Source organism: Neisseria sp. P0017.S009 (assembly GCF_051957375.1).
Lineage (GTDB): Bacteria > Pseudomonadota > Gammaproteobacteria > Burkholderiales > Neisseriaceae > Neisseria > Neisseria perflava.
In genome coordinates, this window is the sequence record NZ_JBQCWL010000002.1 from 23,957 (window position 1) to 50,861 (window position 26,905).

A 26,905-nucleotide genomic window follows, 5' to 3' on the forward strand; every position below is an offset into this window, starting at 1 on the left:
TCAAAAATAACCGGATACATGGTACGCGGACAGATCGCCTATATAAAGTCATCCAAGGGTTCTGTCTGACACCATGACCGTTTCCAATCAGAAAACCGGCAGAAGGGGAAACGCTGCCGAGTTTCTCAAAGCGGCCAACTTCAGTTTGGCCTTTATACAGGCAATTGTTGTTACGACAGAATCCGTCTTACCTCTTTAATCAATCGGCTTTTTTGTTGCACGCTTGTGCGGTGGGAAAGGCGATATTCGATACAAGGAAATACGCTGATTATGTCACATAAACTTGCTCCTCTTGGCCGTACCCACATTCGTCACGGCTCATCCACACCTGAAGCAAATTCCAAATCATCTTCTCCTCTAAAAGAATGGATACACACCCACAATTGGGGGGATATGCCGTCGGTTTCTCCTGAGCTTAAGCAATTAAGCGGTAAAAATACGGTAACGAGAGAAGTAGTGCATGTGGCGGAGGCAGCAAGATTTGACAGTTCATCATCATCTTCAGACGGCCTTGTGACAAAAATGCATGTTGCACGGGCCAGTGTTGCTTCTGTAAGCAGCGTTTCCAGTAAACATATCATTGCGCCTAAAGTAACAAATAAACCTGCCGCTACCGATAAAGCAACGGCAGCTAAACCAGTCAATAAATCGATGGAAAAAATTCTGGCTGAAAAGCAAAAAATTTACGAAGAGGCTAAAGCAAAAAAAATAGCCGAGGCTGCCGCTGCCAAAGCAAAGGCGGTCGAACGCGCAAAAGAAGCGCATAAAGCGGCAGTCGAAAAAGCGATTGCAGAGCGTAAAGCCAAACAAGAAGCCGCCCGCAAAGAGAAAGAGGAGGAAGACAGAATTGCCGAAGAAAAAGAAACCGTTGAGATTGTTCATAAAAAGAATCTGAAGGATTCAGACGGCCATGACAAAATAGCGGGCGTTTCTTCCGGTAAAAAAGCAATCAATAGCCACGACGGCCACCTCAGTTCGGGTAAAGCAAACAAAATTGACGACCATGCTGAAAGCAGGGTAGGCCTATCCGGAAAATACCGCGTGTATGAATCTAAAGAGTACGGTAATTACGTTCGTGTGAATGATTTTGGTGCCGATGCGCAGGGTAAAAAAGACAGTCTTCAGGCATTTAAAGCAGCTTTAGAAGCGGCTCATAAAGAAAAAGCCATGGTCTTCTTGGATGGTACTTACTATATTTCCAACCAGATTGTGATGGATAAAACCGTTTCCGGCGCACGCGGTTTGTTTGGTTCGGGTATGGGCAAAACCAAAGTAACGTTTGATAAAGCGCAGACGGGCGTGTTCAATCCGGACACCAACCATGACGATATCCGCGAATTTGCCGGTATTTTGGTTGATGGGCAAAACAATAAAACCATTGCCGACTTGTCGGTTCAATATACCAACCCTGATTTTTACCGCAAAGGCTTAAGCTATTTTGGCAAGGTAAACGGCATTTTAGTGAACGATGCGGACAATACTTTAATCAGCAAAGTAGAGGTTTCCGGTGCCAATCGTGCTGGTGTGATGTTTACGTCAACCGCTTCTTTGGAAACGGAAAAAGGTCAAAAACTGACCTTTAAAGCGCGCGTACAAAGCGGCGAAATTGATGAAAAATACGAAGCGCTGCCTTTGGGTGAAAACAACCGTATTGTTGATTCGTATCTGCACCACAACCGCGTTGCCGGTGCGCTGATCGGTTTCCAACAAAACTTTATCGGCGAGGGCAACCGTTTGGATTGGAACGGCCACGAAGCAGACGGCGGTACCGGCTATGGTATGGCTGTGGCTGCGGGTAGTTACAATTACGGCATCACATACCGTAAAAACACGACTGACCACAACTACCGCAAAGGCTTGGATGTGCATGATGGTACAGGCATTGTCATTGAAGACAATGTGTTAACGGGTGACCGGCTGTATGGTATTGTTGCCTACAACCGCCAGTTTTCTATGGATAAAGTCAAAATTACGGGCAATACCATTATCCAAGACCCGAGCTTCCGTTTGAATGTTGATGATGACTTGGGTAAGTACTACCACATGTATTCAGGGATTCAGGTACAAACCAATACCCAATACAAAGATTTGCACTCGGCTGATAAAGGTTATTTCGATATTAGCGATAATGTCATTAAAAATCTGACGGTTTATCAAAACAATATTCAGACCTACGCGATTGAGTTCCGTAACCATGAAAGCAAAATGGATTACACGCTCAATATGGCAAACAACAAGATCAGCGGCGAATCTACCAAATATCTGATTGCCGTCATCAACGATACCTACGACCGCGTTTTATCTAAAAACGGCATTGGTAGCGGTACCATTACCATCAGCGGCAATGATGCCGATATTGGTAAGATTATGAAAGGCGCAGTACCGGTTTATGTGGAAGAACACCATGGCAATGTCGCTATGCATGGTGCGGTGACAATTCACAACAACAAAATTTCCGTGCGCGAAGAATCTGAAGGCTATGTTGAATTTGCCTATTTAAAGAGCAATGCCAAAGAGTACAACATCACCAATAACACATTGAAACTTGGTGGTGCCCTGAATGATGCTTTGGTAGACGTACACAGTACCAACCCTAAAGGCAAAGCATCTTTAAATGTAGCCAACAACAAAATCATGACGGACATTAAAGGCAAACTGTATGATTCATGGCTGCGCTTTGAAAACGACATCAAGACGTATTCTGAAGGCAATAGCCATAACGGCGCAGCACTGAAAAAGGTGAATACGACCGGCAGTAAAGTGGCATTGAGCGATATCTTGTCAGAAGCTAACCATATTGTTGAAACGACTAAAGAGACTGTGTATCACCATACTCAGAACGTGTATACATCAGGAGTGGAAGAACATCATACAACGACAGGGATTTTGTAAGTTGTTGAAGTCGTAATCTTTATGTTTTAAATATTGATAAATAAAAAAAGGCCGTCTGAAAATTTTCAGACGGCCTTTTCATCTAACTCACATTATTTAGCCAGTTCGGCACGCAGTTTGTGGGTTACGTTCATCATCACTTGGAGTTGTTCCAGAGTTTCTTTCCAGCCACGGGTTTTCAGGCCGCAGTCCGGGTTAACCCACAGACGTTCAACCGGTACAACCTCGATGGCTTTGCGCAACAGATGCTCAACTTCAGCTTCAGTCGGTACGCGTGGGCTGTGGATGTCGTAAACACCTGGGCCAATGTCGTTCGGGTATTTGAATTCGCCGAACGCGGTCAAGAGCTCCATATCGGAACGTGAAGTTTCAATGGTGATGACGTCAGCGTCCATAGCAGCGATGGCAGGCAGGATGTCGTTGAACTCAGAATAGCACATATGAGTGTGGATTTGGGTGCTGTCTTCGCAACCGGTAGAGGACAGGCGGAAAGATTCGCCGGCCCAGTTCAGGTAGGCATCCCAATCGGCACGTTTCAAAGGCAGACCTTCGCGGATGGCAGGTTCGTCAATTTGGATGACTTTGATGCCGGCTTTTTCCAGATCCAATACTTCGTCGTTCAGAGCCAGTGCGATTTGTTTGCACACGGTAGAGCGAGGAATATCATTGCGGACAAAAGACCATTGCAGAATGGTTACAGGGCCGGTCAACATACCTTTCATCGGGCGTTTGGTCAGGCTTTGAGCGTAAGTAGACCAAGCCACAGTCATGGCTTCAGGACGACTTACGTCACCAAAGATGATAGGTGGTTTAACGCAACGTGAGCCGTAGCTTTGTACCCAGCCGTATTGGGTGAATGCAAAACCGCTCAACAATTCGCCGAAGTATTCAACCATGTCGTTACGCTCGGCTTCGCCGTGTACCAGTACGTCCAAGTCCAGTTTTTCTTGCTCTTCAACCACCAAGGCGATTTCTTTTTTCATCGCGGCTTCGTAATCTGCGGCAGACAGTTCGCCTTTTTTGAAGGCTGCACGTGCTTGGCGGATTTCGGTAGTTTGTGGGAAAGAACCGATGTTGGTAGTCGGCAGTAAAGGCAGGTTCAACCATGCTTGTTGCGCTTTGATACGGTCGGCAAATGGAGATTTGCGTTGGTCTGCGTTGGCAGGCAAATCGGCCAGGCGTTTGGCAACGTCTGCACGGTGGATTTCGCTGCTGTTGGCACGGGAGTCGGCGGCAGCTTGGCTAGCGGCCAGTTCTTCGGCAACAGAATCACGACCTTCGTTCAATGCGGCTTTCAGAACGCGCAATTCTTGGGTTTTTTGCAGGGTGAATGCCAACCAAGAGTACAGGTCAGGTTTGTTGGCTTTCAGTTTTTCTTCAACTGACAAGTCAAATGGAGTGTGCAGCAGAGAGCAAGAGCTGGAGATCCACAAACGGTCGCCCAGTTTGGCTTGCAGAGGCTCGACAGTTTCCAAAACTTTGTTCAGGTTGGCGCGCCAAATGTTGCGGCCGTCGATAACGCCGGCAGACAGAACTTTGTCGTAGTCGGCAAATGCGTCCAGCTGTTCAGGAGCGCGTACCAAGTCGATGTGCAGGCCGTCAACAGGCAGGGATTTCAGCAAAGTAGCGTGTTCGGCAACAGAACCGAAGTAAGTGCTCAACAGGATTTTGGCGCTTACTTTGCTCAAAGTAGCGTAAACGTCTTTGTATGCTTCTACCCATTCTTTAGGCAGGTCAACAGTCAAAGCAGGCTCGTCGATTTGAATCCACTCGGCACCGGCTTCAACCAAAGCAGTCAGGATTTCAACGTAAACAGGCAACAGTTTAGGCAACAGGCTCAGACGGTCGAATTCAACAGCGCCTTTTTCTTTACCAACCCACAGGAAAGTCAACGGACCAACAACGGTCGGTTTGGCTTTCAGACCCAAAGCTTGGGCTTCTTGCAGTTGTTGAACGTAGTGTTTGGCGTTGGCTTTGAATTCGGTATCGGCGTGGAATTCAGGCACCAAGTAGTGGTAGTTGGTGTCGAACCATTTGGTCATTTCGATAGCGAATTGGTCTTTGTTACCGCGGGCCAGTTGGAAGAATTGTTCCAAAGACAGGTTTTGGTTGTCGAAGCCGAAACGGGCAGGGATGGCACCGGTAGCAACTTGCAGGTCGAGGATATGGTCGTAGAAAGTGAAATCGCCTACAGCAACGTAATCAGCGTTGGCAGCAGCTTGGTGTTTCCAGTTTTTCTCGCGCAAGTCTTTAGCAACAGCCAGCAATTCTTGCTCGCTGATTTCTTTGCGCCAGTATTTTTCTTGTGCGAATTTCAATTCGCGGAAGGCACCGACGCGCGGGAAGCCTGAAAAATGCAATGTTGTCATGTTAACTCTCCTAGTTGGAATTTTGAATCAGGCCAGTATGGCCTGAATGTTCGATATTGTAAATCAGAATGGGGAGGCCGTCTGTTTTATTAACGGGGGCGTACACCCAAAATATGGCAGATGGCGTAAGTCAGTTCGCTGCGGTTGAGGGTGTAGAAGTGGAAGTCTTTGACACCTTCGCGCGAGAGGACTTTGACCATGTCGATGGCGATGCTGGCGGCAACAAGGTTGCGCGTGCCTTGGTCGTCATCCAAACCTTCGTACATTTTAGACAGCCAGCTTGGGATTTTGACATTGGTCACTTGGGCCATTTTGGTCAATTGTTTGAAATTGGTTACGGGCAGGATGCCGGGAACAATTTCAACGTCAATGCCCATCATCACGCAACGGTCGCGGAAGCGCAGATAGCTTTCCACGTCAAAGAAAAATTGGGTAATAACGTGGTTTGCACCCGCATCAATTTTGCGTTTCAGATTGATTAAGTCGGCTTGTGCGGATTTGGCTTCCGGGTGCACTTCTGGATAGGCTGCTACGGAAATATCAAAGTCGGCAACGGAGCGCAACAGTTTGACCAAATCTTCGGCATAGAAAGGTTTTTTCTCGTAGCCGGGCGGCTCGTCGCCACGCAGGGCGACAATGCGGCGGATACCGCTATCCCAATAATCTTTGGCGATTTGGCGCAACTCGTCAGGGCTGGCGTCGATACCTGTCAGGTGGGGGGCAGCGTCAAGGCCGGTTTCTTGTTTGATGCGTTTGACGATGCTGTGTGTGCGGTCGCGTTCGCCGGAGTTTGCACCGTAGGTTACGGAAACGAATTTCGGATGCAGGGTTTGCAGGCGATGGATGGAATCCCACAGCATGGTTTCCATTTGTTCGTTTTTCGGCGGGAAAAATTCGAATGAAACATTGATGTCGCCTTTTAAATCAGAAAGGCTGTTGTTTAAAGCGGCGATTTCTCGAGCGTGATTCATGGCTATGCACCTTCTGCATATCTTTTATTTGTTGTCAGGTTGCATAATAAATTTGAGGTTGGTATGAGTCAATTTCGAAATTTTCCGAAATTGTATGAATAAATTTAATAAAGACCTCAGGCCGTCTGAAAAACTGTCTGAGGTCTTGTTTGATAGGGAAGTGGGGAAAGATTATTCTGCTTCATCTATCCACGCTTGTTGCACGGCTTCGAGAATACGCTCGCCGCAACGCGTCGGGTCATCGTCAAATTCAGGCAAAGCCATAATTAAATCACGCAGTTGGGTAAAGCGTACGGTTTTCGGATCGATGCTGTCGCCGTGTAAGTCGTAGAGTTCTTCGGCGATGCGTTGGGTATCTGTCCATTTCATGATGTGTTCCTTTATTGGGTTTGGGCTATTAGTAATTATTTTAATCAAGAAGAAGTTGGACTGCCAGATTGTTTTACGGAAGATTGGCAGATAAATGATGGCGCTATTTTTTAACAAAATAGCATAGTTGCGTTAAAATACGGCAAGACACTTAAAATTCACGGCAATCTGCCGTTTTATACTTTCTATTCCGCTTTGTATGATTTGGTTTTCATACAAAATTTACACTTTGTTATGCAACCAAATTTTTTGGAACGGCTCTTAAGACAATCCATCGCTTAAAAATAAAAGGAAAAAAGATGAATAACGCACTCAACGCCAAGCTGTCCAAGCTGATTTACGCGCTCGCTTCCGATGATCCGGAGTATCTGTCCCAAGCAGGTGCATTCGACCGTTTGCTGTTGTTGGTTCGTGAACTTTATCGGATGCTGGACGAAACAGAAGGTTTGAAGCAGCTGGTGTTCCGTCTGTATTACGGCAAGCATTATGGTTTGATTAAACTGGATGCCGCTTCACCCAATGACGATGCAGGCGCATTGAGGTTGAAACGTTGGATGGTTTATTCGCGTATCGCAGAGCGTATCGAAAATTGCGGCAAGCATTTGTCGGTCGTGCTTGAAGATGCGGTGTTGGAAAATGGCGCGGACAAATCTCATTATATAGATGAAGCCAATGCCATTATCGAGCGTTTCGGTTTGGTAAGAGATGAGGCTGCACTTTCGGCCATTGAGGCGGAGGAAGCGTTGAAGGCTGAGGCTGAACTACCGACAGTAAACAAATCTCAGAATGCTGCTCCCCGTTATAACGGCAATATGCATCAAATCAGAATGCAAGAAAAAATTGAAAATTATTCAGCTACGCAGAAGGTGGCCTCCATGCAGATTTCGCGTATGCGTTTTATTTTTCCTCATATCAAATAGTTTGCTGCATAACCAAAAGGCCGTCTGAAAACCATGAATTTATGGTTTCAGACGGCCTTTTCATTAAACCTCGTTTTAATGGTCTTCGCGAGCGTGGTTGATTGTATATTTAGGAATTTCTACGACCAAATCTTCATCGACAACGACTGCCTGACAGCTCAAGCGTGAATCGGCTTCCAAACCCCATGCTTGGTCGAGCAGGTCTTCTTCCAATTCGGTCGGCTCTTCCAGGCTGTCAAAACCTTTGCGGATAATCACGTGGCAGGTTGTGCAGGCGCAGGATTTTTCGCAGGCATGATCGACTTCGATATCGTGGTCGAGCAGTACGTCAAGGACGGTTTGGCCTTCCGGTGCGTTTTCGATAACCGCGCCTTCGGGGCATAATGTCGCGTGTGGGAGTACGGTAATTTTTGGCATTTTTATTGTCTCGGTTGTTTAAGAGTGGTTGTGGTTAAAGCGGCTTCAGGCGGCCTTGGGTATTCAATATTCAGGCCGTCTGAAAAATGGGTTTATAACATGATGCCTTTACTTCTTAAATTTTCCAGACATTCGTCTAGATAAGCATCATCATGTTCGGCATAAATCGGCGAAGTAGATGCTTCAATCGCGTGTGAATGGTATGGGGCAACGGCTTTGCCGCGATATAGTGGGTCTTTCCATAAAACATCCGGTTTGTAACCGCGCTTTTCCATCTCTTCCATAATCAATACGTGATACAGGTAGAGTTTGTAGGGTGAGTGGGTAAAAACGTAATTAACCGTCGCATGCGGCCTGCCCCAGCCCGCTCCGCGTAAAGCAGCGCATTCGCGGTGTTGCCCCAAAAGCTGGGCGCGGGGGAGTAGGGGGATAAGGGTTTGGTGCCAGAGTCGCATAAAAGAAATCGTTTCAGTTTTTGGATATTTAGATAAACGACCTTTGTATCTTCCGAGGCCGTCTGAAACTGTTTAGGCATCAAATATTATCAACGCTTTGCCCTGTTAACGCGCGTTGGATGTTGCGGTTCATGCGCTTGGCGGCGAAGTTGTCGGTGCTGTGGCTGAGTTTGGCAACGGCGGCACGGATGTCTTCGGCTTTGCCGTCTTTCAGATGGCCTTGCAAGTTGGCGATGTCTTGTTGAATCTGTTGCAATTCTTCAGCTTCCAATAAATCGCTATCCAATTCAAGAGCAGCGTTGACGGCGTCGGTCAGGCTTTCGGCTTCGACTACGGCTTCGGCTCGGGCGCGGGCTGCCATGTCTTCGGCAGCGTTGCTCATGCTGTCTTTGAGCATTTGGGTGATGGTGCTGTCGTTCAAGCCGTAGGAAGGTTTGACTTCGATTTGTGCCTGTACACCGGTGCTTTGTTCTTGTGCGGAAACGGACAGTAAACCGTCGGCATCAACTTGGAAGGTCACGCGGATACGTGCTGCGCCTGCTGCCATGGGCGGAATGCCGCGCAGGGTAAATTTGGCAAGGCTGCGGCAGTCGGAAACGAGTTCGCGCTCGCCTTGTACGACGTGTATTGTCATGGCGGTTTGACCGTCTTTGAAAGTGGTGAAGTCCTGCGCGCGCGCGGTAGGAATGGTGGAGTTGCGCGGGATGATTTTTTCGGCAAGGCCGCCGTAGGTTTCCAGACCAAGCGATAAGGGGGTAACGTCCAGCAGCAGCCATTCGCCGTCGGTTTTGTTGCCTGCAAGGACGTTTGCCTGTATGGCGGCACCGAGTGCGACCACTTCGTCAGGATTGAGGTTGTTCAGTGGGGTTTGTCCGAAGAAGGTGGCAACTGCTTGTTGAACGTGCAGCATACGGGTAGAGCCGCCAACCATAATCACGCCTTTGACATCTGCCTTGGTCACGCCTGCGTCTTTCAAAGCCTGTTTGACGGGCTCGATGGTTTTTTGTACCAGATTTTGGGTCAGATTGTGAAACTCTTGGCGGGTAATGACGGTATGAATTTTATGGCCGTCTGAAAGCGTGGTCTCGATGACGGCTTCGGTTTGAGTGGTCAGTTTTTCTTTGGCAGTACGGACAAGGGAAAGCAGAAGTTGGCTGTCTTGTTCGTTGAGTTTGGAAAGGTCGTTTTGTTCGAGCAAGTAGCAGAACAAACGATGATCGAAGTCGTCGCCGCCCAATGCGCTGTTGCCGCCGGTGGCTTTAACTTCAAACAGGCCTTTAGTCAGTTGCAATACGGATACGTCGAATGTGCCGCCACCCAAGTCATAAACGACAAACGTGCCTTCTGAGGCGTTGTCCAGTCCGTAGGCGATTGCGGCGGCAGTCGGCTCGTTGAGGAGGCGCAAGACATTCAAGCCTGCCAAACGTGCGGCATCTTTGGTGGCTTGACGTTGGGCATCATCAAAATAGGCAGGTACGGTAATGACAGCACCAACCAAATCTCCGCCTAATGTTTCTTCGGCGCGCAATTTGAGGGCTTTGAGGATTTCTGCCGATACTTCGATAGGCGTTTTCGCACCTTGACGTGTGTTTAACTCGACCACGCGCTCATTGGGTGTAAATCGATAGGGCAGGTATTGCGTCTCTTGTGCGAGGTCGGTAAGAGTGCGGCCGATTAAGCGTTTGGCGGAGCTGACGGTATTTAGCGGATCGGTTTTTTGGGCGGAAAGGGCGTTTTTGCCGACTTCAACTTCGCCATCCAAATAACGGACAACCGAAGGTAGGGTGGTGCGGCCGTCTGAATCGGGCAGGCAGACTGCGCTGCCGCTGCGTACGGTGGCCACCAAGCTGTTGGTTGTACCTAAATCAATGCCTACGGCGAGGCGGTGTTGATGGGGGGCGGCGGACATGCCGGGTTCGGAAATCTGCAAAAGAGCCATGATTGTGTGCCTTCTGATGCTGTATTTATTAGGATGGGGCAGATTTTAGCAGATTTTTGGCAGATAGTTGAGTAGTTTGCTAGGAAATAACCATAAGGCCTAATGTTGTTTTTTGATTGAAAAGAAAGTGGATTTTGAATCCAGACTTGTCTTTTTTAAGAAATGCGGATAGAATTCAGCCTCTTTGCCTTGCCTTTTACTTCGCATGGTGAAAGGCTGTTTTTAATCATCCATAAGGAGATAACATGCGTCATTACGAGATCGTGTTTATCGTTCATCCTGATCAAAGCGAGCAAGTGCCTGCTATGGTTGAGCGTTACAAAACCATGATTACTGAAGCCAACGGTAAAATCCACCGTTTGGAAGACTGGGGCCGTCGTCAATTGGCTTACCCAATCAATAAAATCCACAAAGCACACTATGTTTTGATGAATATCGAAACTACTCCTGAAGTGGTTGAAGAGCTGGAAACTGCTTTCCGCTTCAATGATGCCGTACTGCGTCACCTGACCATCAAAACAAAACACGCTGTAACTGAAGCTTCCCCAATGCTGGGCGGCGAAAAAGCAAAAAACTTGCTGAACGGTGCAGCTGAAGAAGTTGCAGCAGCCGAATAAGATTGAACAATCTGATTAAGCTTACCGCCCGTATCTTGCAGGTTCAGCCTTTGAGATATACGCCGGCAGGAATTCCTGTTTTAGATATTGTGTTGCAACATGAATCTTGGCAGGAAGAAAACGGACAGAAATGTCTGGTCAAATTTGAAATTCCCGCGCGGATTTTAGGTAAGCAGGCTGAGGAATGGCAGTATCGGCAAGATGCTATCATCGAGTCGGAAGGTTTTTTGGCGCAACGTAGCCAACGCTTCCCCAAGCCGGTACTACGCATACAGAACATTAAAGAATATAAAGGTTAAACGACAATGGCTCGTCAATCATTCAAACGTAGAAAATTCTGCCGCTTTACGGCTGAAAAAATCCAAGAAGTTGATTACAAACAAGTTGATTTGTTGAAAGACTTCATCTCTGAAAACGGCAAAATCATCCCTGCCCGCATTACTGGTACTAAAGCACACTACCAACGTCAGTTGGCTACTGCTGTGAAACGTGCCCGTTTCCTGGCTCTGTTGCCTTACACCGATCAACACAAATAATTTTGGAGTTTAAATCATGCAAATTATTCTGTTAGAAAAAATCGGCGGTCTGGGTAACTTGGGTGACATCGTTACCGTTAAAAACGGTTACGCACGCAACTTCCTGATCCCTGCCGGTAAAGCAAAACGTGCAACCGAAGCCAACATGAAAGAATTCGAAGCACGCCGCGCTGAATTGGAAGCCAAACAAGCTGAAATCTTGGCTGATGCTAAAGCCCGTCAAGAAAAACTGGAAGGCCAAACCATTACTGTTGCTCAAAAAGCCGGTGTTGATGGTCGTCTGTTCGGTTCTGTTACCAATGCTGACATCGCTGAAGCGATTGTTGCTGCCGGTATCCAAGCTGCTAAAGCAAACGTACGTCTGCCTAACGGTCCGTTGAAAGCTGTTGGCGAATACGAAGTTGAAGTAGCTCTGCACACTGACGCTGTTGCTAAAATTACCGTTGCTGTTGTTGCAGCCGCTGAGTAATTGATTCATTCAAGGCCGTCTGAAAATCAAGGGTTTCCTTGAATTTCAGACGGCCTTGTTTATCTGCTTGAGCCGAAGTAAGTAAATATTGATTTGTCTATATTTTTAAGTCTGTCTAGAAATATAGCGGAAGAGATGATGTATTGGCCGAATATTCATTCGTGTTCGGGTTTGTCGTATTATTTAGTAAAGAGATTATTTATGAATAAAATCAAAATCTTTGGGATAGGTTTGACTGCTTTGGCTTTAGCTTCATGCGGCACTCCGCAAAAGCCTGCTGTTGATACGGCAAAACCTGTCGAGCCTGTTTCCTCTGCAAAACGCCCTGTATTTGATGCTGCGGCTGAATCTGTTGCCAGCAGCGGTTTTAATGAGAACGTCAATGTTCAGCAGTTTATCCAATATGAAGTGAAAAATCGCCGTTTCAGTGCGGAAGAGTTGCGCAATTTCTTTAATGGCGTGGTGTATAAAGGCAACATTATTACCATTATGTACCGCCCAAGCACTTCGCGTCCTTGGTATGAATTCCGCACCGGTAACTCTGGTGCAGCCAAATTTAATGGCGGCAGACAATTCTATGCGGCAAACCGTGCCGTAATTGATGATGTGGCACGCAAATACGGCGTACCTGCCGAATTGATTGTGGCGATTCTCGGGATTGAAACCAATTATGGTAAAAATACAGGCAGCTTCCGCGTTGCCGATGCCTTGAGTACATTGGCCTTTGATTATCCTCGCCGTGCCGAGTTTTTCCAAAATGAATTGAGTGAACTTTTGCAGATGGCAAAAGAAGAAAAAGAAAATATCTTTGACTTCAAAGGCAGCTATGCCGGCGCGATGGGCATGCCGCAATTTATGCCTTCAAGCTACCGTAAATGGGCGGTGGACTATGATGGTGATGGTCATCGCGATATTTGGAATAATGTTGGCGATGTGGCGACTTCTGTCGCCAATTATATGAAACAGCATGGCTGGCAGACCGGCGGTAAGATGGTTGTGCCGGTAAGTCTGACGATTACTCCGCACTTGCAGGCGATTATCGATGAGAAAACTGCCTTGACGCGCACTGTCGCAGATTTCAAAGCTTTGGGTGTCGTGCCTCAAGCTGCTATTGCCGATAATGAAAAAGCTGTGCTGTATGCTTTGGAGACCAGCCCGGGCGTATTTGAATACTATTTGGGTCTGAATAACTTCTACACGGTATGGCAATACAACCACAGCCGTATGTATGTAACAGCGGTACGCGATATTGCGAATGCAATCAATAACAATGGCCTGTAAGCCATAAGAAAACCACCCTTTGGGGTGGTTTTTAAATATCGAGGATTTGTAAAGGGGGTTAAGCTATCAGTCTGATTTTCATGGCGTAACGTTTTTTGCTGTGTCCTGAAACAAACTGTCCTCCTCGGGCAGGGGATAAAAACGCATTGCCTTCTGCGGTTGGCTCTGCACAAGTATATTGACCGTTTCGATCGCTCCAAAGGGCATACACAGGCAGATTGTGGGTACGGATATCCAGTTTCAAGCCGTCAAATGCAACGTGTGCATCCTGGTCGGAGGAAACAAATTCGGTATGGGAGATATAGTCGGCATCGTATGGGGCGCCGTTGAAATCAAATTGTGTGCCGGCGGCGGTAAAGTAGGGGTGGAATCCTGGGGACGTGCGGATGGGTGATTCGCCGTAATTGCAGACAGTTAGGATGGCGATGGCTTCATTTTCGTTAGGCAGACTGTAATCGAGCAACCATTCGACGTGTTCATAGCCTTTTTCTGTGCTGATTAATTTTAAGCCGATATCTGATTCATTTTGATGGCGGATTTCCCAGTCTGAAGTTCTGCCGAAACCATGTTGGGCCAGATGATTTTTGCTGTCAGGTCCGAATTGAGGTAGGCAGACGTGCATGCCGCCGCGTAATTTTGTGTCATCGCCTACTTGAACGCTGGTTTTCGGAAATAAGACTTCCCATCCTTTTAGAATCAGGGAATCAATATATCCGCCCATTGTATTTACTTGCATAGTGGCTGATTGGTTGCGTAGTATGATTTCGGACATGATGTTTCAAACTTCAAATTACTTATCATTTATGTAGCATTCTAACATTGCAATGACATGCTGTCGCTGTCGGTTTGATAGAAAATCCTTAATAAAAATCAAAAAAATGCTAGAATATATGCCATTTTCTGAGGCCGTCTGAAAAGCGGAGAATTCTTTTCAGACGGCCTTCCGATTTATTTCCCGTAGAGAAACAACATGGCTTATCAAGTTCTTGCACGAAAATGGCGTCCGAAAACCTTTGCCGATTTGGTCGGTCAGGAACACGTCGTCAAAGCCCTGCGTAACGCGCTGGACGAAGGCCGTCTGCACCATGCCTATCTGCTGACAGGGACACGCGGTGTGGGTAAGACCACGATTGCCAGGATTTTGGCCAAGAGCCTGAACTGCGAAAATGCCGTGCATGGTGAGCCGTGCGGTCAGTGTGAAAGCTGTACGCAAATCGACAGCGGCCGTTATGTGGATCTATTGGAAATCGACGCGGCATCGAATACCGGTATCGACAATATCCGCGAAGTGTTGGAAAACGCGCAATACGCGCCGACTGCGGGTAAATACAAAGTCTATATCATCGACGAAGTGCATATGCTTTCCAAAAGCGCGTTCAATGCCATGCTGAAGACTTTGGAAGAACCGCCTGAACACGTTAAATTTATTTTGGCGACCACCGATCCGCATAAAGTCCCCATTACTGTATTGAGCCGCTGTTTGCAATTTGTGTTGCGCAACATGACAACCCAGCAGGTTGCCGAGCATTTGGCGCATGTCTTGGATCGTGAAAACGTTCCTTATCAGCCACAGGCTTTGCAACTTTTAGGCCGTGCCGCCGCCGGCTCGATGCGCGATGCGTTGAGCCTTTTAGATCAGGCGATTGCCATGGGTTCGGGTAAAGTGGCCGAACAAGATGTCCGCCAGATGATCGGAGCGGTCGATAAACAATACTTGTTTGAATTGCTTGAAGGAATCATCAATCAAAACGGGGAAGCCTTGCTGGAAAAGGCTCAGGAAATGTCCGCCAGAGCGATTGGTTTTGACAGCGCGTTGGCAGAATTGGCCATGTTGTTGCAACGTTTGGCTTTGATTCAAACCATTCCTTCCGCCTTGGCAAATGACGATCCTGAACGTGAAACTTTGCAGCGATTAAGTCAGGCTTTGAGTGGCGAGCAGATTCAGCTTTATTATCAATGCGCTATTCATGGTAAACAGGATTTACCGCTGGCTCCAGACGAGTATGCCGGTTTTGTCATGACGCTTTTGCGCATGCTTGCATTTGCGCCGTTGGCCGCTTCGGGTTGCGATACGCAAAGTCAGATTGAACACACGGATTTGCATTCCGACCATCAGAAAGCTGAGGCCGAAAAAAAGCCTTTTCAGCTGCCGAAATCTGAGCCGATAGCAGCACCGGCGGTTGAGAAAGAGGCTGTTCCGACTAAACAGGATATCGTTGAAAGGCCGTCTGAAGAAACTATTCAGTCTGCTCAACAACAGGGGGATGTCCCGCCTTGGGAAGACATGCCGAGCCAAGTATCGGCTGAGCCGCCTCAAACACAAACGGCGCAGATGCAAGAAACTGCGGAGCCATTGCCTGTTGCAAAAGTTCAGACGGCCCCTGAACCGGAAGAATATCCGCACATAGATGAGGAAATTCCACCTCCGTATTTTGATGAAGCATATGCATATGAAGATTCACACCGTGCTGATGTGATGGAAGTACTGCAGCCGGTTGTGTCTGAAGAAGAGGAGGGAGATGAAGAAGAGCTTCAGTTCGCTCCTTTGCCTGAGTTTAAAACTGAGAATTGGCACAGCATTATCGAACGATTTGCCCGTAAATTAGGCGCGGCGCAGATGTTGGCACAAAATGCGGCATGGACGAGTTATGATACGGAAGCAGGATTAATCATGCTGTCGTTGACGGATGAGGCCAAAGCTACTGCCAATAAAGAGCGCTTGGACAAAATCTGCCAGACGTTGAGCGAGGCTTACCATCTTGGCAATTTAAGGCTGCAAACCGAGCCTTGGCAGGATGATAAAGGCTGGGAAACGCCGGTGATGCGCCGCAAACGTATTCAAGAAGAAGGACGGCAGCAGGCGCAAGATTTGCTGGAAGCGGATACAACGGCGCAGAAAATTTTGCAAATCTTTGAAGCGCAATGGCTGCCGGATTCTTTAGAGTTAGTAGGGCATTCTTAAAATACTGACATACAAGGCCGTCTGAAAGGCAATAGCGTTTTTCAGACGGCATGAGTGAAACCCATTTATTCAAACCCATAGGAGTAAAACATGTTCGGAAAAGCCGGATTAGGCGGCCTGATGAAACAGGCTCAACAAATGCAAGAAAACATGAAAAAGGCACAAGCCAAGCTGGCTGAAACCGAAGTTGAAGGTGAAGCAGGCAATGGTTTGGTGAAAGTTGTGATGACGTGTTCGCACGTTGTTCGCAAACTTGAAATCAGCCCTGATTTGATTCAAGAAGCCGCAGACGACAAAGAAATGCTGGAAGATTTGGTATTGGCCGCTATCAATGCCGCTTCTGAAAAAGCCGAAGAAACGACCAACAAAACCATGGGTGCATTTACCCAAGGCCTGCCGGCAGGCATGGGCGACTTCTTCCGTTGATTTAAAAATAAATAAAAGGCCGTCTGAAGCCAGATTTGGGTTTCAGACGGCCTTTTTTATTATGAGGATTCATGGGCTTTCTTTGGGAAAGAACAAGCGTTCCTTATTGATGTAAAAAAGCCTGAACAGAAGTTCAGGCTTTTAAATTTGGCTCCCCGACCTGGGCTCGAACCAGGGACCTGCGGATTAACAGTCCGTCGCTCTACCGACTGAGCTATCGGGGAATGGGGCGTATTATAATGGCTGGAAAAAATGTGTCAATCAATATTTTTAAGGAAATGGTGCAAAATATTTCAAATGTTTGAATGTTAAAAATATTTTGTAATCAAGTTTCACATGCTCCTCAGCCGTTTCAGACGGCCTTTAGTATTTGGCGTTAACCAATTTGCCGTTTTGGAATACTTGTTGCTGCATCACCGTGCCGTTGTAGGCGTAAGTGGTTAACGAGCCATTGCTTGGCGTGGCGCGGAACTGCATCAGTTGGTTACGGCTGAGAACGTAGGGGTCCGTGCGTTTTTGACTGTTGTCGCTGTAAAAGTCTTGGACGACGTATTCGTTGTTACGTTTGCTGATCAGTTGGCGATGGAAGCCACCTTTGACTGCGCTGTTGCTGGGTGTGCCGTGTGCATCAAAATAGGTCACGATTTGTTCTTCTGAGATACGGATGCCGTCTGAATCCGTGCCTTTGGTGGTTTTGGTTTTGTCCAAGCCGACAGGGATGTTGATGGATGTACCCAGGCCGACATGGCGGCCGATGCTGGTGCCGACGCCTAAGCCGACGGAAACACCGGGCGTGCCGACTGTACATGCGCTGAGTGAAGCGGCCAAAAGGGCAGGTAAGAGAATTTTTTTCATAATGTGTATCCTTGTAATAAGAAATATTTGTAATGTGGGAAGTATAGTATTTTTGCGGGGTGGCTGGTGTTAGTATTGGTAAAAGGGCGCAAGGCCGTCTGAGAAACAAGATAGAAACGAATATATCATTCTGGTGTAGAATGTGCCGAAATAATGATTTAATAAGAATGTGAATAAATAATGAAAACTTTGAAATTTACGAAGATGCACGGCTTGGGCAATGATTTTATGGTGGTTAATGCCATCGATCAGGACTTTGATCCGTTGACTGCGCCGCTTGCCCAATGGGCAGACCGCTATCGCGGCGTGGGTTTTGATCAGTTTTTGGTAGTGGAGAAGCCTTCTTCTGATGCGGTCGATTTTCGGTACCGCATTTTCAATGCCGATGGTCGGGAAGTAGAGCAGTGCGGCAATGGAGCGCGTTGTTTTGCGCGTTTTGTCGCGGATAAGGGTTTGACGGATAAAACGGAAATTTTGGTCGAAACGGCCAAAGGGATTATTGTACCGAAGCTGTTGGATAACGGTTTGGTTACCGTCAATATGGGTAAACCGCGTTTCATGCCGTCTGAAATTCCGTTTGTGCCTGCACATGGTGAAAATGAAGATGCGCTGACACATATTGTCTTGGTCGGTTTGGAGTCTGTACCGGTAAGCTGTGTGAATATGGGTAATCCGCATGCGGTGATTTTGGTTGATGATGTTGAGACTGCGCCGGTGGAATATTGGGGCGGCGCTATTGAATCGCACGAGCAGTTTCCTGAACGGGTCAATGTCGGCTTTTTGCAGGTTGAAGATGAATTGTCAGTCCGCCTGCGAGTGTTTGAACGCGGGGTGGGGGAAACTCAGGCTTGCGGCACTGGAGCGTGTGCGGCCGTGGTGGCAGGCGTGCGCAATGGCTTGCTGAAAGCGGGTGCGCCTGTGCGTGTTACTCTGCCTGGAGGTGAATTGTTTATCAGTTGGGAAGAAGGTGGCGATGTGCAAATGACCGGCCCTGCGGAAACTGTTTTTGAAGGCGAGTTGCAGTATTCATGATGGTTTCTTTGGATTTTTGGTTTGCCGTCGCGTATGCTGCGGTATCGTTGGCATTTATTTTTCGCGCGCAGCGGTTTCAATGGCTTTGGGCTACGGTGTTGTTGTGGCTGGGGATTTCGGCACTGGGCGCACGCTTGTTGCCCGGAATATGGGGCTTTACGCATACAGGCCCTTTGTTCATCCCTCATTTTTATCTGACAATCGCCAGTATTTTCTTCTTTATTGATGACTGCAGTAAAACGGAAGACAAAAAGTTTTGGTCGGCAGGCGAATATGCCGGTTTGACCTTATTTGCGGTTTCCAATGTCGTCATGACTTTGGCTTTTGTTTTCTTGGTAGGCGTGGTTTATTTCATCTTGCCGCTGGCGGGCGCGGTTTTTGCGTGGGCGGCCTTGCTGAAAATTTATGCTTTGAAACCCATTTATTGGTTTGCATTGCAGGGCGTCCTGATGCTGGTGTTTTATCTGCACAGAGTGGTTGTTTGCAAGCAGTCTGCCTCTCTTTTCAGTATGCGGCAGATGTGGGCAGGTTGGATGGTTGCCGTCGTGATGCAGGCTGTAGTTGCCGTTACATTGATTTTTGAGCGCAGTGGATATTGACCGCGCTTGAACCAAAAGTTATAAAGAAAGAAATTTTCGATATTGGTTTTTCAGACGGCCTGAGTTTAATATGCAGGCTGTATTACATCTAAATCAGGAGCAGGAAATGAAAATTGCAAATAATATTACCGAGCTGATCGGCAACACACCTCTGGTGAAACTGAACCGCCTGACCGAAGGTTTAAAAGCGCAAATCGCCGTTAAACTTGAATTCTTTAATCCAGGCAGCAGCGTGAAAGACCGTATTGCCGAATCTATGATTGAAGCGGCCGAGCAAGCCGGTAAAATCAATAAAGATACCGTTATCGTCGAGGCAACCAGTGGCAATACCGGTATCGGTTTGGCCATGGTGTGTGCGGCCCGCGGTTATAAATTGGCGATTACTATGCCTGAAAGCATGAGTAAAGAACGCAAAATGCTGCTGCGTGCATTCGGTGCAGAGCTAATTTTGACACCTGCTGCCGAAGGTATGGCGGGCGCTATTGCTAAAGCCCAGTCTTTGGTGGACGAACATCCAGATACTTACTTTATGCCGCGCCAATTTGATAACGAGGCTAATCCTGAAGTTCACCGCAAAACCACTGCCGAAGAAATTTGGCGCGATACAGACGGTAAAGTAGATATTTTCGTGGCCGGTGTAGGTACAGGCGGTACGATTACCGGTGTGGGCGAAGTATTGAAAAAATACAAACCCGAAGTTCAAATCGTGGCTGTCGAGCCTGAAGCTTCCCCAGTATTGAGCGGTGGCGAGAAAGGTCCGCATCCGATTCAAGGTTTGGGTGCAGGCTTTATCCCCAGCGTTTTGAATACGACTGTTTACGACAGCATTTCCAAAGTACCTAACGAGGCAGCGTTTGAAACTGCGCGCGCTATGGCTGAAAAAGAAGGCATTTTGGTAGGTATTTCTTCAGGTGCCGCAGTATGGAGCGCATTGCAACTGGCTAAAAAACCTGAAAACGAAGGTAAGTTGATCGTTGTCTTGTTGCCATCATATGGCGAACGCTATCTTTCTACGCCTCTGTTTGCCGATTTGGCATAATATAGGATTGTTGTTAAAAGGCCGTTTTCAGACGGCCTTTTTTGCGTATGGGCTTGAGATATCGTATGAAATCTGTTGTAATTCAGTTAATGAGCTTTGAATACCATTATTCAAAAGTTGGTTTCTTCAACGAATCATGCTTATAATGCGCATTATGAAAAAATACATTCTTCCTATCTTTGCTGTGGCGGCACTTGCCGGTTGTGAATCGATTTATGTTCCAACATTGAAAGAAGTGCCAGTTCGACCAACCAACGTTAAGAAACCTAAGGCTGATTCACAAGTTTCAGCTACCGGTTATCATTTAGCTCCTTCGCATTGGGCAGATGTTTCCAAGATTCATGATGAAGCACGTCGCTTGAGTACCCAAGTGAGCCAAGGTAGTCTGACCAAAGTTCAGGCTGCACAATATTTGAACCGCTTCCGTATCCAACAAGTGGGACGCAACTCTGTCGATGACAGTATGTACGAAGTTTATCTGCGTTCTGCCGTTGACAGCCAACGTGGTGAAATTACTACCGAGCAATCCAAACAGTACATCCAAGGTGCTTTGCGCGGTTGGCAACAGCGTTGGAAAAACATGGATACCAAACCAAGCAATCCTGCGTTTACCAACTTCCTGATGGAAGTTATGGGTATGCAGCCTTTGAAATAAAAAGTCATAAACTGAGAAGGCCGTCTGAATATTCAGACGACCTTCTTTTTGTATTTATATATGTGTAGTCGGACTTTATCCAATTAAGAACCAAACAGCTTGTCAGCCGCTTGACGGGCTTTTTCTTGAATATCTTCGGTCAGATAGTTTTTCATCTGAGAATAAACCAGCGCAATGACGGCAATGTCATCGCTGAAGCCAAATGGAATCAGAAGGTCGGGAATGCTGTCAATAGGACTGAGGAAGTAAACCAGTGCACCGACAATAATCATTTTTGCACGTTTGGGTGTATGTTCGGATTCCCAGAGATAATAAAGCGCATAAAGCTGGCGGACGACAGGTTTACCCAAGCGACCGGCAAAGCGTCCGAGTTTTTTCATGAAGCCGGATGTGTCTAAGTTTCGACGGCGGAAGGAGGGGATGTAGTCTTCCGGATCGGGTGTGTTTTGATGAGGGGAGTGTGTCATGATGCAGCTTCCTTTTTAGGTATGGAAACATGGTTGGTGTTACGTCGTATTTTAGTCTATTTTGGGCGGATGAAATGTCTTTGAATGTATAACTATGTAAGAGTAGTGATGATAATGCAATGGTAATAAGTTAAGAATGGCTTATGCCTTTGTAAAGATTAGGTATCAAGAGTGAGAATTTATCTCACAATAGATACAATTCTCAAACAATAATGATGTTATCGTAAGTGCTTTGATGGGGAGATGGCTTAATTGCAGGAAAGTAACAAAAAAGGCTAGCCACACAAAAAAAAATCTAAGAATGATTGTTTGATTTTATTAGTCTTTTGGTAAAAATCATTAGAGCATTCATAAATTGCACTGTTCAAAATGAGATAAAACAGGTAAATTATGGTTTATGTAGCTTATTGTAGTGCTGAGCTATAGGTTTTGAGCTGATAATAAATCTAGAGGAACTGACCATGTCCGCCAAATCACGCCCGGTATTTTTGGAAATTCCGAATATCCGATTGCCCATACCGGGGATTGTATCTATTCTTCACCGTATCAGCGGCGTCGGCTTGTTTGTGATGCTGCCTGTTCTCTTGTATTTCTTCTCTGGAACGCTGGATCGCGAAGCGTCGTTTGAAGCATATCGTTCTGCTATCTCCAATCCGTTTGTGAAGCTGATCCTTATCGGTCTGTTGTGGGCATATCTGCACCACTTTTTCGCCGGTATCCGCTTTCTGTTTTTGGATGTACACAAAGGCTTGGAATTAAATACTGCCCGTGCTACTGCTAAAGTTGTATTTGCTTCTGCTTTGATTCTGACCGTCGTTTTGGGAGCTTTGTTATGGTAGAACGTAAATTGACAGGTGCGCATTACGGTTTGCGCGATTGGGCAATGCAACGTGCAACTGCAGTTATCATGTTGGTGTACACAGTGGTTCTTTTGTTTGTTTTGTTTACGTTGCCTAAAGAGTATTCGGCATGGCAGGCATTTTTTGATCAAACTTGGGTGAAAGTATTTACCCAAGTGAGCTTCTTGGCCGTATTCCTGCATGCATGGGTAGGTATCCGTGATTTGTGGATGGACTACATTAAGCCTTTCGGCCTGCGTTTGTTTTTACAAGTTGCCACCATCGTTTGGTTGGTAGGCTGCTTGGTGTATTCAGTTAAAGTAATTTGGGGGTAAATATGGGTTTTCCTGTTCGCAAGTTTGATGCCGTGATTGTTGGCGGTGGTGGTGCAGGTTTACGCGCAGCCCTCCAATTATCTAAATCCGGCCTGAATTGTGCTGTTTTGTCTAAAGTGTTCCCAACCCGTTCGCATACTGTAGCGGCTCAAGGTGGTATTTCTGCTTCATTGGGTAATGTGCAGGAAGACCGTTGGGATTGGCACATGTACGATACCGTAAAAGGTTCCGACTGGCTGGGCGACCAAGATGCGATTGAGTTTATGTGTCGCGCTGCGCCTGAAGCCGTAATTGAGTTGGAGCACATGGGTATGCCTTTTGACCGTGTGGAAAGCGGTAAAATCTACCAACGTCCTTTCGGTGGTCATACTGCCGAACATGGTAAACGTGCGGTAGAACGTGCATGTGCGGTTGCCGACCGTACCGGTCATGCGATGTTGCATACTTTGTACCAACAAAACGTCCGTGCCAATACACAATTCTTTGTGGAATGGACGGCACAAGATTTGATTCGTGATGAAAACGGCGACGTCGTCGGTGTAACCGCCATGGAAATGGAAACCGGCGAAGTTTATATTTTCCACGCTAAAGCCGTGATGTTTGCTACCGGTGGCGGCGGCCGTATTTATGCTTCTTCTACCAATGCCTATATGAATACCGGTGATGGTTTGGGTATTTGTGCCCGTGCAGGTATTCCGTTGGAAGACATGGAATTCTGGCAATTCCACCCGACCGGTGTAGCCGGTGCCGGTGTATTGATTACCGAGGGTGTACGCGGTGAGGGCGGTATTCTGCTGAATGCCGATGGCGAACGCTTTATGGAACGCTATGCTCCAACCGTAAAAGACTTGGCTTCCCGTGACGTGGTTTCCCGTGCGATGGCGATGGAAATTTACGAAGGTCGTGGCTGTGGTAAAAATAAAGACCATGTATTGCTGAAAATCGACCATATCGGTGCAGAAAAAATTATGGAAAAACTGCCGGGCATCCGCGAGATTTCCATTCAGTTTGCCGGTATTGACCCGATTAAAGACCCGATTCCTGTTGTGCCGACTACCCACTACATGATGGGCGGTATTCCGACCAACTACCACGGCGAAGTTGTTGTTCCGCAAGGTGAAGATTACGAAGTGCCTGTAAAAGGCCTGTATGCAGCAGGTGAGTGCGCTTGTGCTTCCGTACACGGCGCGAACCGCTTGGGTACCAACTCCCTGCTTGACTTGGTGGTATTCGGTAAAGCTGCCGGCGACAGTATGATTAAATTCATCAAAGAGCAAAGCGACTGGAAACCTCTGCCTGCTAATGCCGGCGAATTGACCCGTCAACGTATCGAGCGTTTGGACAACCAAACCGGCGGTGAAAACGTTGATGCCTTGCGTCGTGAGCTGCAACGTTCTGTTCAGTTGCACGCCGGCGTGTTCCGTACCGATGAGATTCTGAGCAAAGGCGTTCGAGAAATCATGGCGATTGCCGAGCGTGTGAAACGTACTGAAATCAAAGATAAGAGCAAAGTGTGGAATACCGCGCGTATCGAAGCCTTGGAATTGGATAATCTGATTGAAGTAGCAAAAGCGACTTTGGTGTCCGCCGAAGCACGTAAAGAATCGCGCGGCGCGCACGCTTCAGACGACCATCCTGAGCGTGATGACGAAAACTGGATGAAACATACCCTGTATCATTCAGATACCAATACTTTGTCTTACAAACCGGTACATACCAAGCCTTTGAGCGTGGAATACATCAAACCGGCCAAACGCGTTTATTGATGAGTTTTCAGACGGCCTTTATCTTGGAGGCCGTCTGAAACCTAACCATACCCACATTGAACTGCCTGAATCCATAATACAAAATCATTGGGCAGTTTATGAGAAAAGGAACACTTCTCATGGAAAAAATGAGTTTTGAAATTTACCGTTACAACCCGGACGTTGATGCCAAACCTTATATGCAACGTTACGAGTTGGAATTGGAACCAACCGACGTTAAACTTTTGGACGCTTTGGTGCGCCTGAAAGCACAAGACGATACATTGTCTTTCCGCCGTTCTTGCCGCGAAGGTATTTGCGGTTCTGACGGTATGAACATCAACGGCAAAAACGGCTTGGCATGTCTGACTGATCTGCGCAGCCTGAAACAGCCGGTTAAAATCCGTCCTCTGCCAGGTCTGCCTGTTATCCGCGACCTGATTGTGGATATGACCCAATTCTTCAAACAATATCACTCCATTAAACCTTACGTTGTCAACGACAACCCTATCGATGCGGACAAAGAGCGTCTGCAAACTCAGGAAGAGCGTAAAGAGTTGGACGGTTTGTACGAATGTATTTTGTGCGCCTGCTGTTCGACTGCCTGCCCGTCATTCTGGTGGAACCCTGATAAATTCGTTGGTCCGTCTGGCTTGCTGAATGCTTACCGTTTCATTGCGGATAGCCGTGATACCATCACTAATGAGCGTTTGGATAATCTGAACGACCCATACCGTTTATTCCGTTGCCACACCATTATGAACTGCGTAGACGTATGTCCTAAACACTTGAATCCGACCCGAGCCATCGGTAAGATTAAAGAGATTATGTTGAAACGAGCCGTTTAAGAAATGATGGTTTTTGACGATATTGCCAAACGGAAAATCCGTTTTCAAACCCGCCGGGGATTGTTGGAATTAGACTTAATCTTCGGTAGGTTTATGGAAAAAGAATTCGAGCACCTGAGTGATCAGGAGTTGTCCGAATTTTCCGAAATCCTTGAATTTCAAGACCAAGAATTGCTTGCCTTGATTAACGGACATTCGGCGACGGACAAGAAACACCTGATTCCCATGCTTGAAAAAATCAGACAGGCATGACGTGTTATAGAGCTTGTTTGCGATGCCAATCCGAACAAGCTCTTTCTATACGGAGGCCGTCTGAAAAAAAGGACCGTGCCGCTTGGGCGGCAACGAAAGCCCCAACTTACAAAGGAGTTTAAGAATGTCTAAATCAGTCAAGCTCACCACCCCAAATCAAGAGACCTTGGAACTGCCAGTATTGGAAGCAAGTATCGGCCATGATGTGGTTGATATTCGTACTTTGACTAAAAATACAGGTCTGTTTTCCTTCGACCCCGGATTCGTGTCAACCGCAAGTTGCGAATCCAAAATCACTTATATTGATGGCGATGAAGGTCTGTTGTATTACCGTGGTTATCCTATCGAGCAGCTGGCCGAAAAATCTGATTACTTGGAAGTTTGCTACCTGTTGATCTACGGCGAGCTGCCTACGCCCGAACAGAAAAAAGAATTTGATGCTACAGTCAGTCGCCATACTATGCTGCATGAACAGCTGACTTGGTTCTTCCGCGGTTTCCGTCGCGATGCGCATCCGATGGCGATGATGGTTGGCGTGGTTGGCGCTTTGTCTGCTTTCTACCAAGACAGCTTGGATATTGCCAATCCTGAGCACCGCAAAATTGCGATTTACCGCTTAATCTCCAAAATCCCGACAATTGCGGCAATGTGTTACCGTTATTCCAACGGCCTGCCGTTCAATTATCCAAAAAATAACCTTTCCTATGCTGAAAACTTCTTGCACATGATGTTCGCAACACCATGTGAAGAATACAAACCTAATCCAGTATTGGCTCGCGCGCTCGACCGCATCTTTATTTTGCATGCTGACCACGAGCAAAACGCCTCTACTTCGACTGTACGTTTGGCCGGCTCTTCAGGGGCGAACCCATTTGCCTGTATCGCTGCCGGTATCGCCTGTCTGTGGGGTGCTTCACACGGCGGTGCAAACGAAGCTGTGTTGAAGATGCTGGACGAAATCGGCGATGTGTCTAATGTTGCTGCATACATGGAAGGTGTGAAACAACGCAAATACCGTCTGATGGGCTTCGGTCACCGCGTATATCGCAATATGGACCCACGAGCCAACATCATGCGCGAAACCTGTTATGAAGTCTTGAAAGAATTGGGCTTGGAAGACAGTCCTAAATTCAAGCTGGCGATGGAATTGGAACAAATTGCACTGAAAGACCCATTCTTTGTTGAACGCAAGCTGTATCCAAACGTCGACTTCTACTCCGGTATCGTCTTGTCTGCATTGGGCATTCCAACTGAAATGTTTACCGTTATCTTCGCATTGTCGCGCAGTGTAGGTTGGATTTCTCATTGGCATGAAATGATTAGCGATCCGGCACTGAAAATCGGTCGCCCACGTCAACTTTATACCGGTGCAGAACGTCGCGATTACGTTCCGGTAGATAAACGCTAATAAACAATACATTAATATATTGTTGAAAAGTCGTTTGAAAAAATCGAATTGCCGTTTTCAATGAGGTTGGTCGTAATTAATTAAGTTGATAGCAGGTAATTTGATTTGAAATAGGGTAGAATAAAGTGTCATTTCAGACGGCCTGAATTCCGTTCGGAGAACACGGGATTCTACCCTTTGTTTATATTTTAAAGAAAAGAGCTCACGC

28 protein-coding genes and 1 tRNA gene are annotated in these 26,905 nt (G+C 47.0%); 19 read left to right on the forward strand and 10 right to left on the reverse strand.

Annotated features, from left to right (window positions below; genetic code table 11):
- The first annotated feature begins 651 nt into the window (after positions 1-651).
- Positions 652-2,892 (forward strand): right-handed parallel beta-helix repeat-containing protein, encoded by a 2,241-nt coding sequence (locus ACTHTG_RS02390; protein ID WP_070588515.1) that lies wholly within the window; start codon positions 652-654, stop codon positions 2,890-2,892.
- Between the two features lie 92 nt (positions 2,893-2,984).
- Here the strand turns inward: ACTHTG_RS02390 and metE are convergent, their stop codons facing one another.
- From metE to iscX, 3 genes are all read right to left on the reverse strand, one after another.
- Entirely contained in the window at positions 2,985-5,261 is a 2,277-nt protein-coding gene (metE, locus tag ACTHTG_RS02395; protein WP_004521067.1) for a 5-methyltetrahydropteroyltriglutamate--homocysteine S-methyltransferase, read from the reverse strand.
- Between the two features lie 89 nt (positions 5,262-5,350).
- On the reverse strand, positions 5,351-6,232 hold the full coding sequence (gene metF, locus ACTHTG_RS02400) for a methylenetetrahydrofolate reductase (protein WP_049323818.1): 882 nt from the start codon (positions 6,230-6,232) through the stop codon (positions 5,351-5,353).
- Between the two features lie 171 nt (positions 6,233-6,403).
- Positions 6,404-6,601, reverse strand: a complete 198-nt coding sequence (gene iscX / locus ACTHTG_RS02405; RefSeq protein WP_039861945.1) for a Fe-S cluster assembly protein IscX — start codon at positions 6,599-6,601, stop codon at positions 6,404-6,406.
- 299 nt (positions 6,602-6,900) lie between these two features.
- On the opposite strand from iscX, the gene ACTHTG_RS02410 reads away from it, so the two are divergent.
- The gene (locus tag ACTHTG_RS02410) at positions 6,901-7,521 is read left to right on the forward strand and encodes a hypothetical protein (RefSeq protein ID WP_004519248.1); all 621 of its coding nucleotides are present in this window, start codon (positions 6,901-6,903) and stop codon (positions 7,519-7,521) included.
- A 75-nt stretch (positions 7,522-7,596) separates the two neighbouring features.
- On the opposite strand, the gene fdx is transcribed toward ACTHTG_RS02410, so the two are convergent.
- The 3 genes from fdx to hscA all read right to left on the reverse strand — a co-directional run bounded on the left by fdx (position 7,597) and on the right by hscA (position 10,332).
- Positions 7,597-7,938 carry an ISC system 2Fe-2S type ferredoxin gene (gene fdx, locus ACTHTG_RS02415; protein ID WP_440360536.1) on the reverse strand — a complete coding sequence of 114 codons (342 nt, stop codon included), beginning with the start codon at positions 7,936-7,938 and terminating at the stop codon, positions 7,597-7,599.
- 92 nt (positions 7,939-8,030) lie between these two features.
- The gene (locus tag ACTHTG_RS02420) at positions 8,031-8,393 is read right to left on the reverse strand and encodes a TIGR02328 family protein (RefSeq protein ID WP_004519250.1); all 363 of its coding nucleotides are present in this window, start codon (positions 8,391-8,393) and stop codon (positions 8,031-8,033) included.
- 79 nt (positions 8,394-8,472) lie between these two features.
- Positions 8,473-10,332, reverse strand: coding sequence for a Fe-S protein assembly chaperone HscA (gene hscA, locus ACTHTG_RS02425; RefSeq protein WP_004519251.1), 1,860 nt, complete (start codon positions 10,330-10,332; stop codon positions 8,473-8,475).
- Between the two features lie 245 nt (positions 10,333-10,577).
- Between hscA and rpsF the strand changes: the two genes are divergently transcribed.
- The 5 genes from rpsF (at position 10,578) to mltB (ending at position 13,235) form a co-directional block, all read left to right on the forward strand.
- Positions 10,578-10,949 (forward strand): 30S ribosomal protein S6, encoded by a 372-nt coding sequence (gene rpsF / locus ACTHTG_RS02430; protein ID WP_004519252.1) that lies wholly within the window; start codon positions 10,578-10,580, stop codon positions 10,947-10,949.
- Positions 10,946-11,248, forward strand: a complete 303-nt coding sequence (gene priB, locus ACTHTG_RS02435; RefSeq protein ID WP_198341478.1) for a primosomal replication protein N — start codon at positions 10,946-10,948, stop codon at positions 11,246-11,248. Before rpsF ends, priB begins: the two co-directional genes overlap by 4 nt.
- Before the next feature lie 6 nt (positions 11,249-11,254).
- The gene (gene rpsR, locus ACTHTG_RS02440; RefSeq protein ID WP_003678863.1) at positions 11,255-11,485 is read left to right on the forward strand and encodes a 30S ribosomal protein S18; all 231 of its coding nucleotides are present in this window, start codon (positions 11,255-11,257) and stop codon (positions 11,483-11,485) included.
- Positions 11,486-11,501: 16 nt separating this feature from the next.
- Positions 11,502-11,954 carry a 50S ribosomal protein L9 gene (gene rplI / locus ACTHTG_RS02445; RefSeq protein ID WP_003678862.1) on the forward strand — a complete coding sequence of 151 codons (453 nt, stop codon included), beginning with the start codon at positions 11,502-11,504 and terminating at the stop codon, positions 11,952-11,954.
- Between the two features lie 201 nt (positions 11,955-12,155).
- On the forward strand, positions 12,156-13,235 hold the full coding sequence (mltB, locus tag ACTHTG_RS02450) for a lytic murein transglycosylase B (RefSeq protein ID WP_004519254.1): 1,080 nt from the start codon (positions 12,156-12,158) through the stop codon (positions 13,233-13,235).
- 58 nt (positions 13,236-13,293) lie between these two features.
- Here mltB and ACTHTG_RS02455 read toward each other — a convergent pair whose 3' ends face one another.
- A complete protein-coding gene (locus ACTHTG_RS02455) occupies positions 13,294-14,007 on the reverse strand; it encodes an aldose epimerase family protein (protein WP_004519255.1) in 714 nt (237 codons plus the stop codon).
- A 198-nt stretch (positions 14,008-14,205) separates the two neighbouring features.
- Here ACTHTG_RS02455 and dnaX point away from each other — a divergent pair, with 198 nt between their 5' ends.
- Together dnaX and ACTHTG_RS02465 are read left to right on the forward strand one after the other, a co-directional pair.
- Positions 14,206-16,197 (forward strand): DNA polymerase III subunit gamma/tau, encoded by a 1,992-nt coding sequence (dnaX, locus tag ACTHTG_RS02460; RefSeq protein ID WP_049337069.1) that lies wholly within the window; start codon positions 14,206-14,208, stop codon positions 16,195-16,197.
- Between the two features lie 90 nt (positions 16,198-16,287).
- On the forward strand, positions 16,288-16,623 hold the full coding sequence (locus ACTHTG_RS02465; RefSeq protein WP_003678854.1) for a YbaB/EbfC family nucleoid-associated protein: 336 nt from the start codon (positions 16,288-16,290) through the stop codon (positions 16,621-16,623).
- 148 nt (positions 16,624-16,771) lie between these two features.
- On the opposite strand, the gene ACTHTG_RS02470 is transcribed toward ACTHTG_RS02465, so the two are convergent.
- Both ACTHTG_RS02470 and ACTHTG_RS02475 read right to left on the reverse strand, forming a co-directional pair.
- A tRNA-Asn gene (locus ACTHTG_RS02470) sits at positions 16,772-16,847 on the reverse strand.
- A gap of 139 nt (positions 16,848-16,986) precedes the next feature.
- Positions 16,987-17,478 carry a hypothetical protein gene (locus ACTHTG_RS02475; RefSeq protein ID WP_049336771.1) on the reverse strand — a complete coding sequence of 164 codons (492 nt, stop codon included), beginning with the start codon at positions 17,476-17,478 and terminating at the stop codon, positions 16,987-16,989.
- Positions 17,479-17,658: 180 nt separating this feature from the next.
- Here ACTHTG_RS02475 and dapF point away from each other — a divergent pair, with 180 nt between their 5' ends.
- The 4 genes from dapF to ACTHTG_RS02495 all read left to right on the forward strand — a co-directional run bounded on the left by dapF (position 17,659) and on the right by ACTHTG_RS02495 (position 20,803).
- Positions 17,659-18,510 (forward strand): diaminopimelate epimerase, encoded by an 852-nt coding sequence (gene dapF, locus ACTHTG_RS02480; protein ID WP_049336770.1) that lies wholly within the window; start codon positions 17,659-17,661, stop codon positions 18,508-18,510.
- Complete coding sequence (locus ACTHTG_RS02485; protein WP_049336767.1) at positions 18,507-19,109, forward strand: hypothetical protein; 603 nt, start codon at positions 18,507-18,509, stop codon at positions 19,107-19,109. Before dapF ends, ACTHTG_RS02485 begins: the two co-directional genes overlap by 4 nt.
- A 106-nt stretch (positions 19,110-19,215) precedes the next feature.
- A complete protein-coding gene (gene cysK / locus ACTHTG_RS02490; RefSeq protein WP_107723629.1) occupies positions 19,216-20,148 on the forward strand; it encodes a cysteine synthase A in 933 nt (310 codons plus the stop codon).
- A gap of 154 nt (positions 20,149-20,302) precedes the next feature.
- Entirely contained in the window at positions 20,303-20,803 is a 501-nt protein-coding gene (locus ACTHTG_RS02495; protein ID WP_371440888.1) for a membrane lipoprotein lipid attachment site-containing protein, read from the forward strand.
- A gap of 83 nt (positions 20,804-20,886) precedes the next feature.
- On the opposite strand, the gene ACTHTG_RS02500 is transcribed toward ACTHTG_RS02495, so the two are convergent.
- A complete protein-coding gene (locus ACTHTG_RS02500; protein ID WP_049329785.1) occupies positions 20,887-21,270 on the reverse strand; it encodes a YkvA family protein in 384 nt (127 codons plus the stop codon).
- Between the two features lie 461 nt (positions 21,271-21,731).
- On the opposite strand from ACTHTG_RS02500, the gene sdhC reads away from it, so the two are divergent.
- The 6 genes from sdhC to gltA all read left to right on the forward strand — a co-directional run bounded on the left by sdhC (position 21,732) and on the right by gltA (position 26,697).
- Positions 21,732-22,109, forward strand: coding sequence for a succinate dehydrogenase, cytochrome b556 subunit (sdhC, locus tag ACTHTG_RS02505; RefSeq protein WP_003686156.1), 378 nt, complete (start codon positions 21,732-21,734; stop codon positions 22,107-22,109).
- Positions 22,103-22,444 carry a succinate dehydrogenase, hydrophobic membrane anchor protein gene (gene sdhD / locus ACTHTG_RS02510; protein ID WP_308538386.1) on the forward strand — a complete coding sequence of 114 codons (342 nt, stop codon included), beginning with the start codon at positions 22,103-22,105 and terminating at the stop codon, positions 22,442-22,444. The genes sdhC and sdhD overlap by 7 nt, the downstream gene beginning before the upstream one ends.
- A gap of 2 nt (positions 22,445-22,446) precedes the next feature.
- A complete protein-coding gene (sdhA, locus tag ACTHTG_RS02515) occupies positions 22,447-24,210 on the forward strand; it encodes a succinate dehydrogenase flavoprotein subunit (RefSeq protein WP_070632078.1) in 1,764 nt (587 codons plus the stop codon).
- Positions 24,211-24,329: 119 nt separating this feature from the next.
- Complete coding sequence (locus tag ACTHTG_RS02520; RefSeq protein WP_003678833.1) at positions 24,330-25,037, forward strand: succinate dehydrogenase iron-sulfur subunit; 708 nt, start codon at positions 24,330-24,332, stop codon at positions 25,035-25,037.
- 3 nt (positions 25,038-25,040) lie between these two features.
- Entirely contained in the window at positions 25,041-25,289 is a 249-nt protein-coding gene (locus ACTHTG_RS02525) for an FAD assembly factor SdhE (protein WP_003678830.1), read from the forward strand.
- A 124-nt stretch (positions 25,290-25,413) separates the two neighbouring features.
- Positions 25,414-26,697 carry a citrate synthase gene (gene gltA / locus ACTHTG_RS02530; RefSeq protein ID WP_003686103.1) on the forward strand — a complete coding sequence of 428 codons (1,284 nt, stop codon included), beginning with the start codon at positions 25,414-25,416 and terminating at the stop codon, positions 26,695-26,697.
- Positions 26,698-26,905: the final 208 nt, after the last annotated feature.

What these genes read in the sequence shown, in the direction of transcription:
- ACTHTG_RS02390 (WP_070588515.1), top strand. Translation starts at nt 652, where the DNA reads ATGGAAAAAATTCTGGCTGAAAAGCAAAAAATTTACGAAGAGGCTAAA.
- metE (WP_004521067.1), bottom strand. Translation starts at nt 5,261, where the DNA reads ATGACAACATTGCATTTTTCAGGCTTCCCGCGCGTCGGTGCCTTCCGC.
- metF (WP_049323818.1), bottom strand. Translation starts at nt 6,232, where the DNA reads ATGAATCACGCTCGAGAAATCGCCGCTTTAAACAACAGCCTTTCTGAT.
- iscX (WP_039861945.1), bottom strand. Translation starts at nt 6,601, where the DNA reads ATGAAATGGACAGATACCCAACGCATCGCCGAAGAACTCTACGACTTA.
- ACTHTG_RS02410 (WP_004519248.1), top strand. Translation starts at nt 6,901, where the DNA reads ATGAATAACGCACTCAACGCCAAGCTGTCCAAGCTGATTTACGCGCTC.
- fdx (WP_440360536.1), bottom strand. Translation starts at nt 7,938, where the DNA reads ATGCCAAAAATTACCGTACTCCCACACGCGACATTATGCCCCGAAGGC.
- ACTHTG_RS02420 (WP_004519250.1), bottom strand. Translation starts at nt 8,393, where the DNA reads ATGCGACTCTGGCACCAAACCCTTATCCCCCTACTCCCCCGCGCCCAG.
- hscA (WP_004519251.1), bottom strand. Translation starts at nt 10,332, where the DNA reads ATGGCTCTTTTGCAGATTTCCGAACCCGGCATGTCCGCCGCCCCCCAT.
- rpsF (WP_004519252.1), top strand. Translation starts at nt 10,578, where the DNA reads ATGCGTCATTACGAGATCGTGTTTATCGTTCATCCTGATCAAAGCGAG.
- rpsR (WP_003678863.1), top strand. Translation starts at nt 11,255, where the DNA reads ATGGCTCGTCAATCATTCAAACGTAGAAAATTCTGCCGCTTTACGGCT.
- rplI (WP_003678862.1), top strand. Translation starts at nt 11,502, where the DNA reads ATGCAAATTATTCTGTTAGAAAAAATCGGCGGTCTGGGTAACTTGGGT.
- mltB (WP_004519254.1), top strand. Translation starts at nt 12,156, where the DNA reads ATGAATAAAATCAAAATCTTTGGGATAGGTTTGACTGCTTTGGCTTTA.
- ACTHTG_RS02455 (WP_004519255.1), bottom strand. Translation starts at nt 14,007, where the DNA reads ATGTCCGAAATCATACTACGCAACCAATCAGCCACTATGCAAGTAAAT.
- dnaX (WP_049337069.1), top strand. Translation starts at nt 14,206, where the DNA reads ATGGCTTATCAAGTTCTTGCACGAAAATGGCGTCCGAAAACCTTTGCC.
- ACTHTG_RS02465 (WP_003678854.1), top strand. Translation starts at nt 16,288, where the DNA reads ATGTTCGGAAAAGCCGGATTAGGCGGCCTGATGAAACAGGCTCAACAA.
- ACTHTG_RS02475 (WP_049336771.1), bottom strand. Translation starts at nt 17,478, where the DNA reads ATGAAAAAAATTCTCTTACCTGCCCTTTTGGCCGCTTCACTCAGCGCA.
- dapF (WP_049336770.1), top strand. Translation starts at nt 17,659, where the DNA reads ATGAAAACTTTGAAATTTACGAAGATGCACGGCTTGGGCAATGATTTT.
- ACTHTG_RS02485 (WP_049336767.1), top strand. Translation starts at nt 18,507, where the DNA reads ATGATGGTTTCTTTGGATTTTTGGTTTGCCGTCGCGTATGCTGCGGTA.
- cysK (WP_107723629.1), top strand. Translation starts at nt 19,216, where the DNA reads ATGAAAATTGCAAATAATATTACCGAGCTGATCGGCAACACACCTCTG.
- ACTHTG_RS02495 (WP_371440888.1), top strand. Translation starts at nt 20,303, where the DNA reads ATGAAAAAATACATTCTTCCTATCTTTGCTGTGGCGGCACTTGCCGGT.
- ACTHTG_RS02500 (WP_049329785.1), bottom strand. Translation starts at nt 21,270, where the DNA reads ATGACACACTCCCCTCATCAAAACACACCCGATCCGGAAGACTACATC.
- sdhC (WP_003686156.1), top strand. Translation starts at nt 21,732, where the DNA reads ATGTCCGCCAAATCACGCCCGGTATTTTTGGAAATTCCGAATATCCGA.
- sdhD (WP_308538386.1), top strand. Translation starts at nt 22,103, where the DNA reads ATGGTAGAACGTAAATTGACAGGTGCGCATTACGGTTTGCGCGATTGG.
- sdhA (WP_070632078.1), top strand. Translation starts at nt 22,447, where the DNA reads ATGGGTTTTCCTGTTCGCAAGTTTGATGCCGTGATTGTTGGCGGTGGT.
- ACTHTG_RS02520 (WP_003678833.1), top strand. Translation starts at nt 24,330, where the DNA reads ATGGAAAAAATGAGTTTTGAAATTTACCGTTACAACCCGGACGTTGAT.
- ACTHTG_RS02525 (WP_003678830.1), top strand. Translation starts at nt 25,041, where the DNA reads ATGATGGTTTTTGACGATATTGCCAAACGGAAAATCCGTTTTCAAACC.
- gltA (WP_003686103.1), top strand. Translation starts at nt 25,414, where the DNA reads ATGTCTAAATCAGTCAAGCTCACCACCCCAAATCAAGAGACCTTGGAA.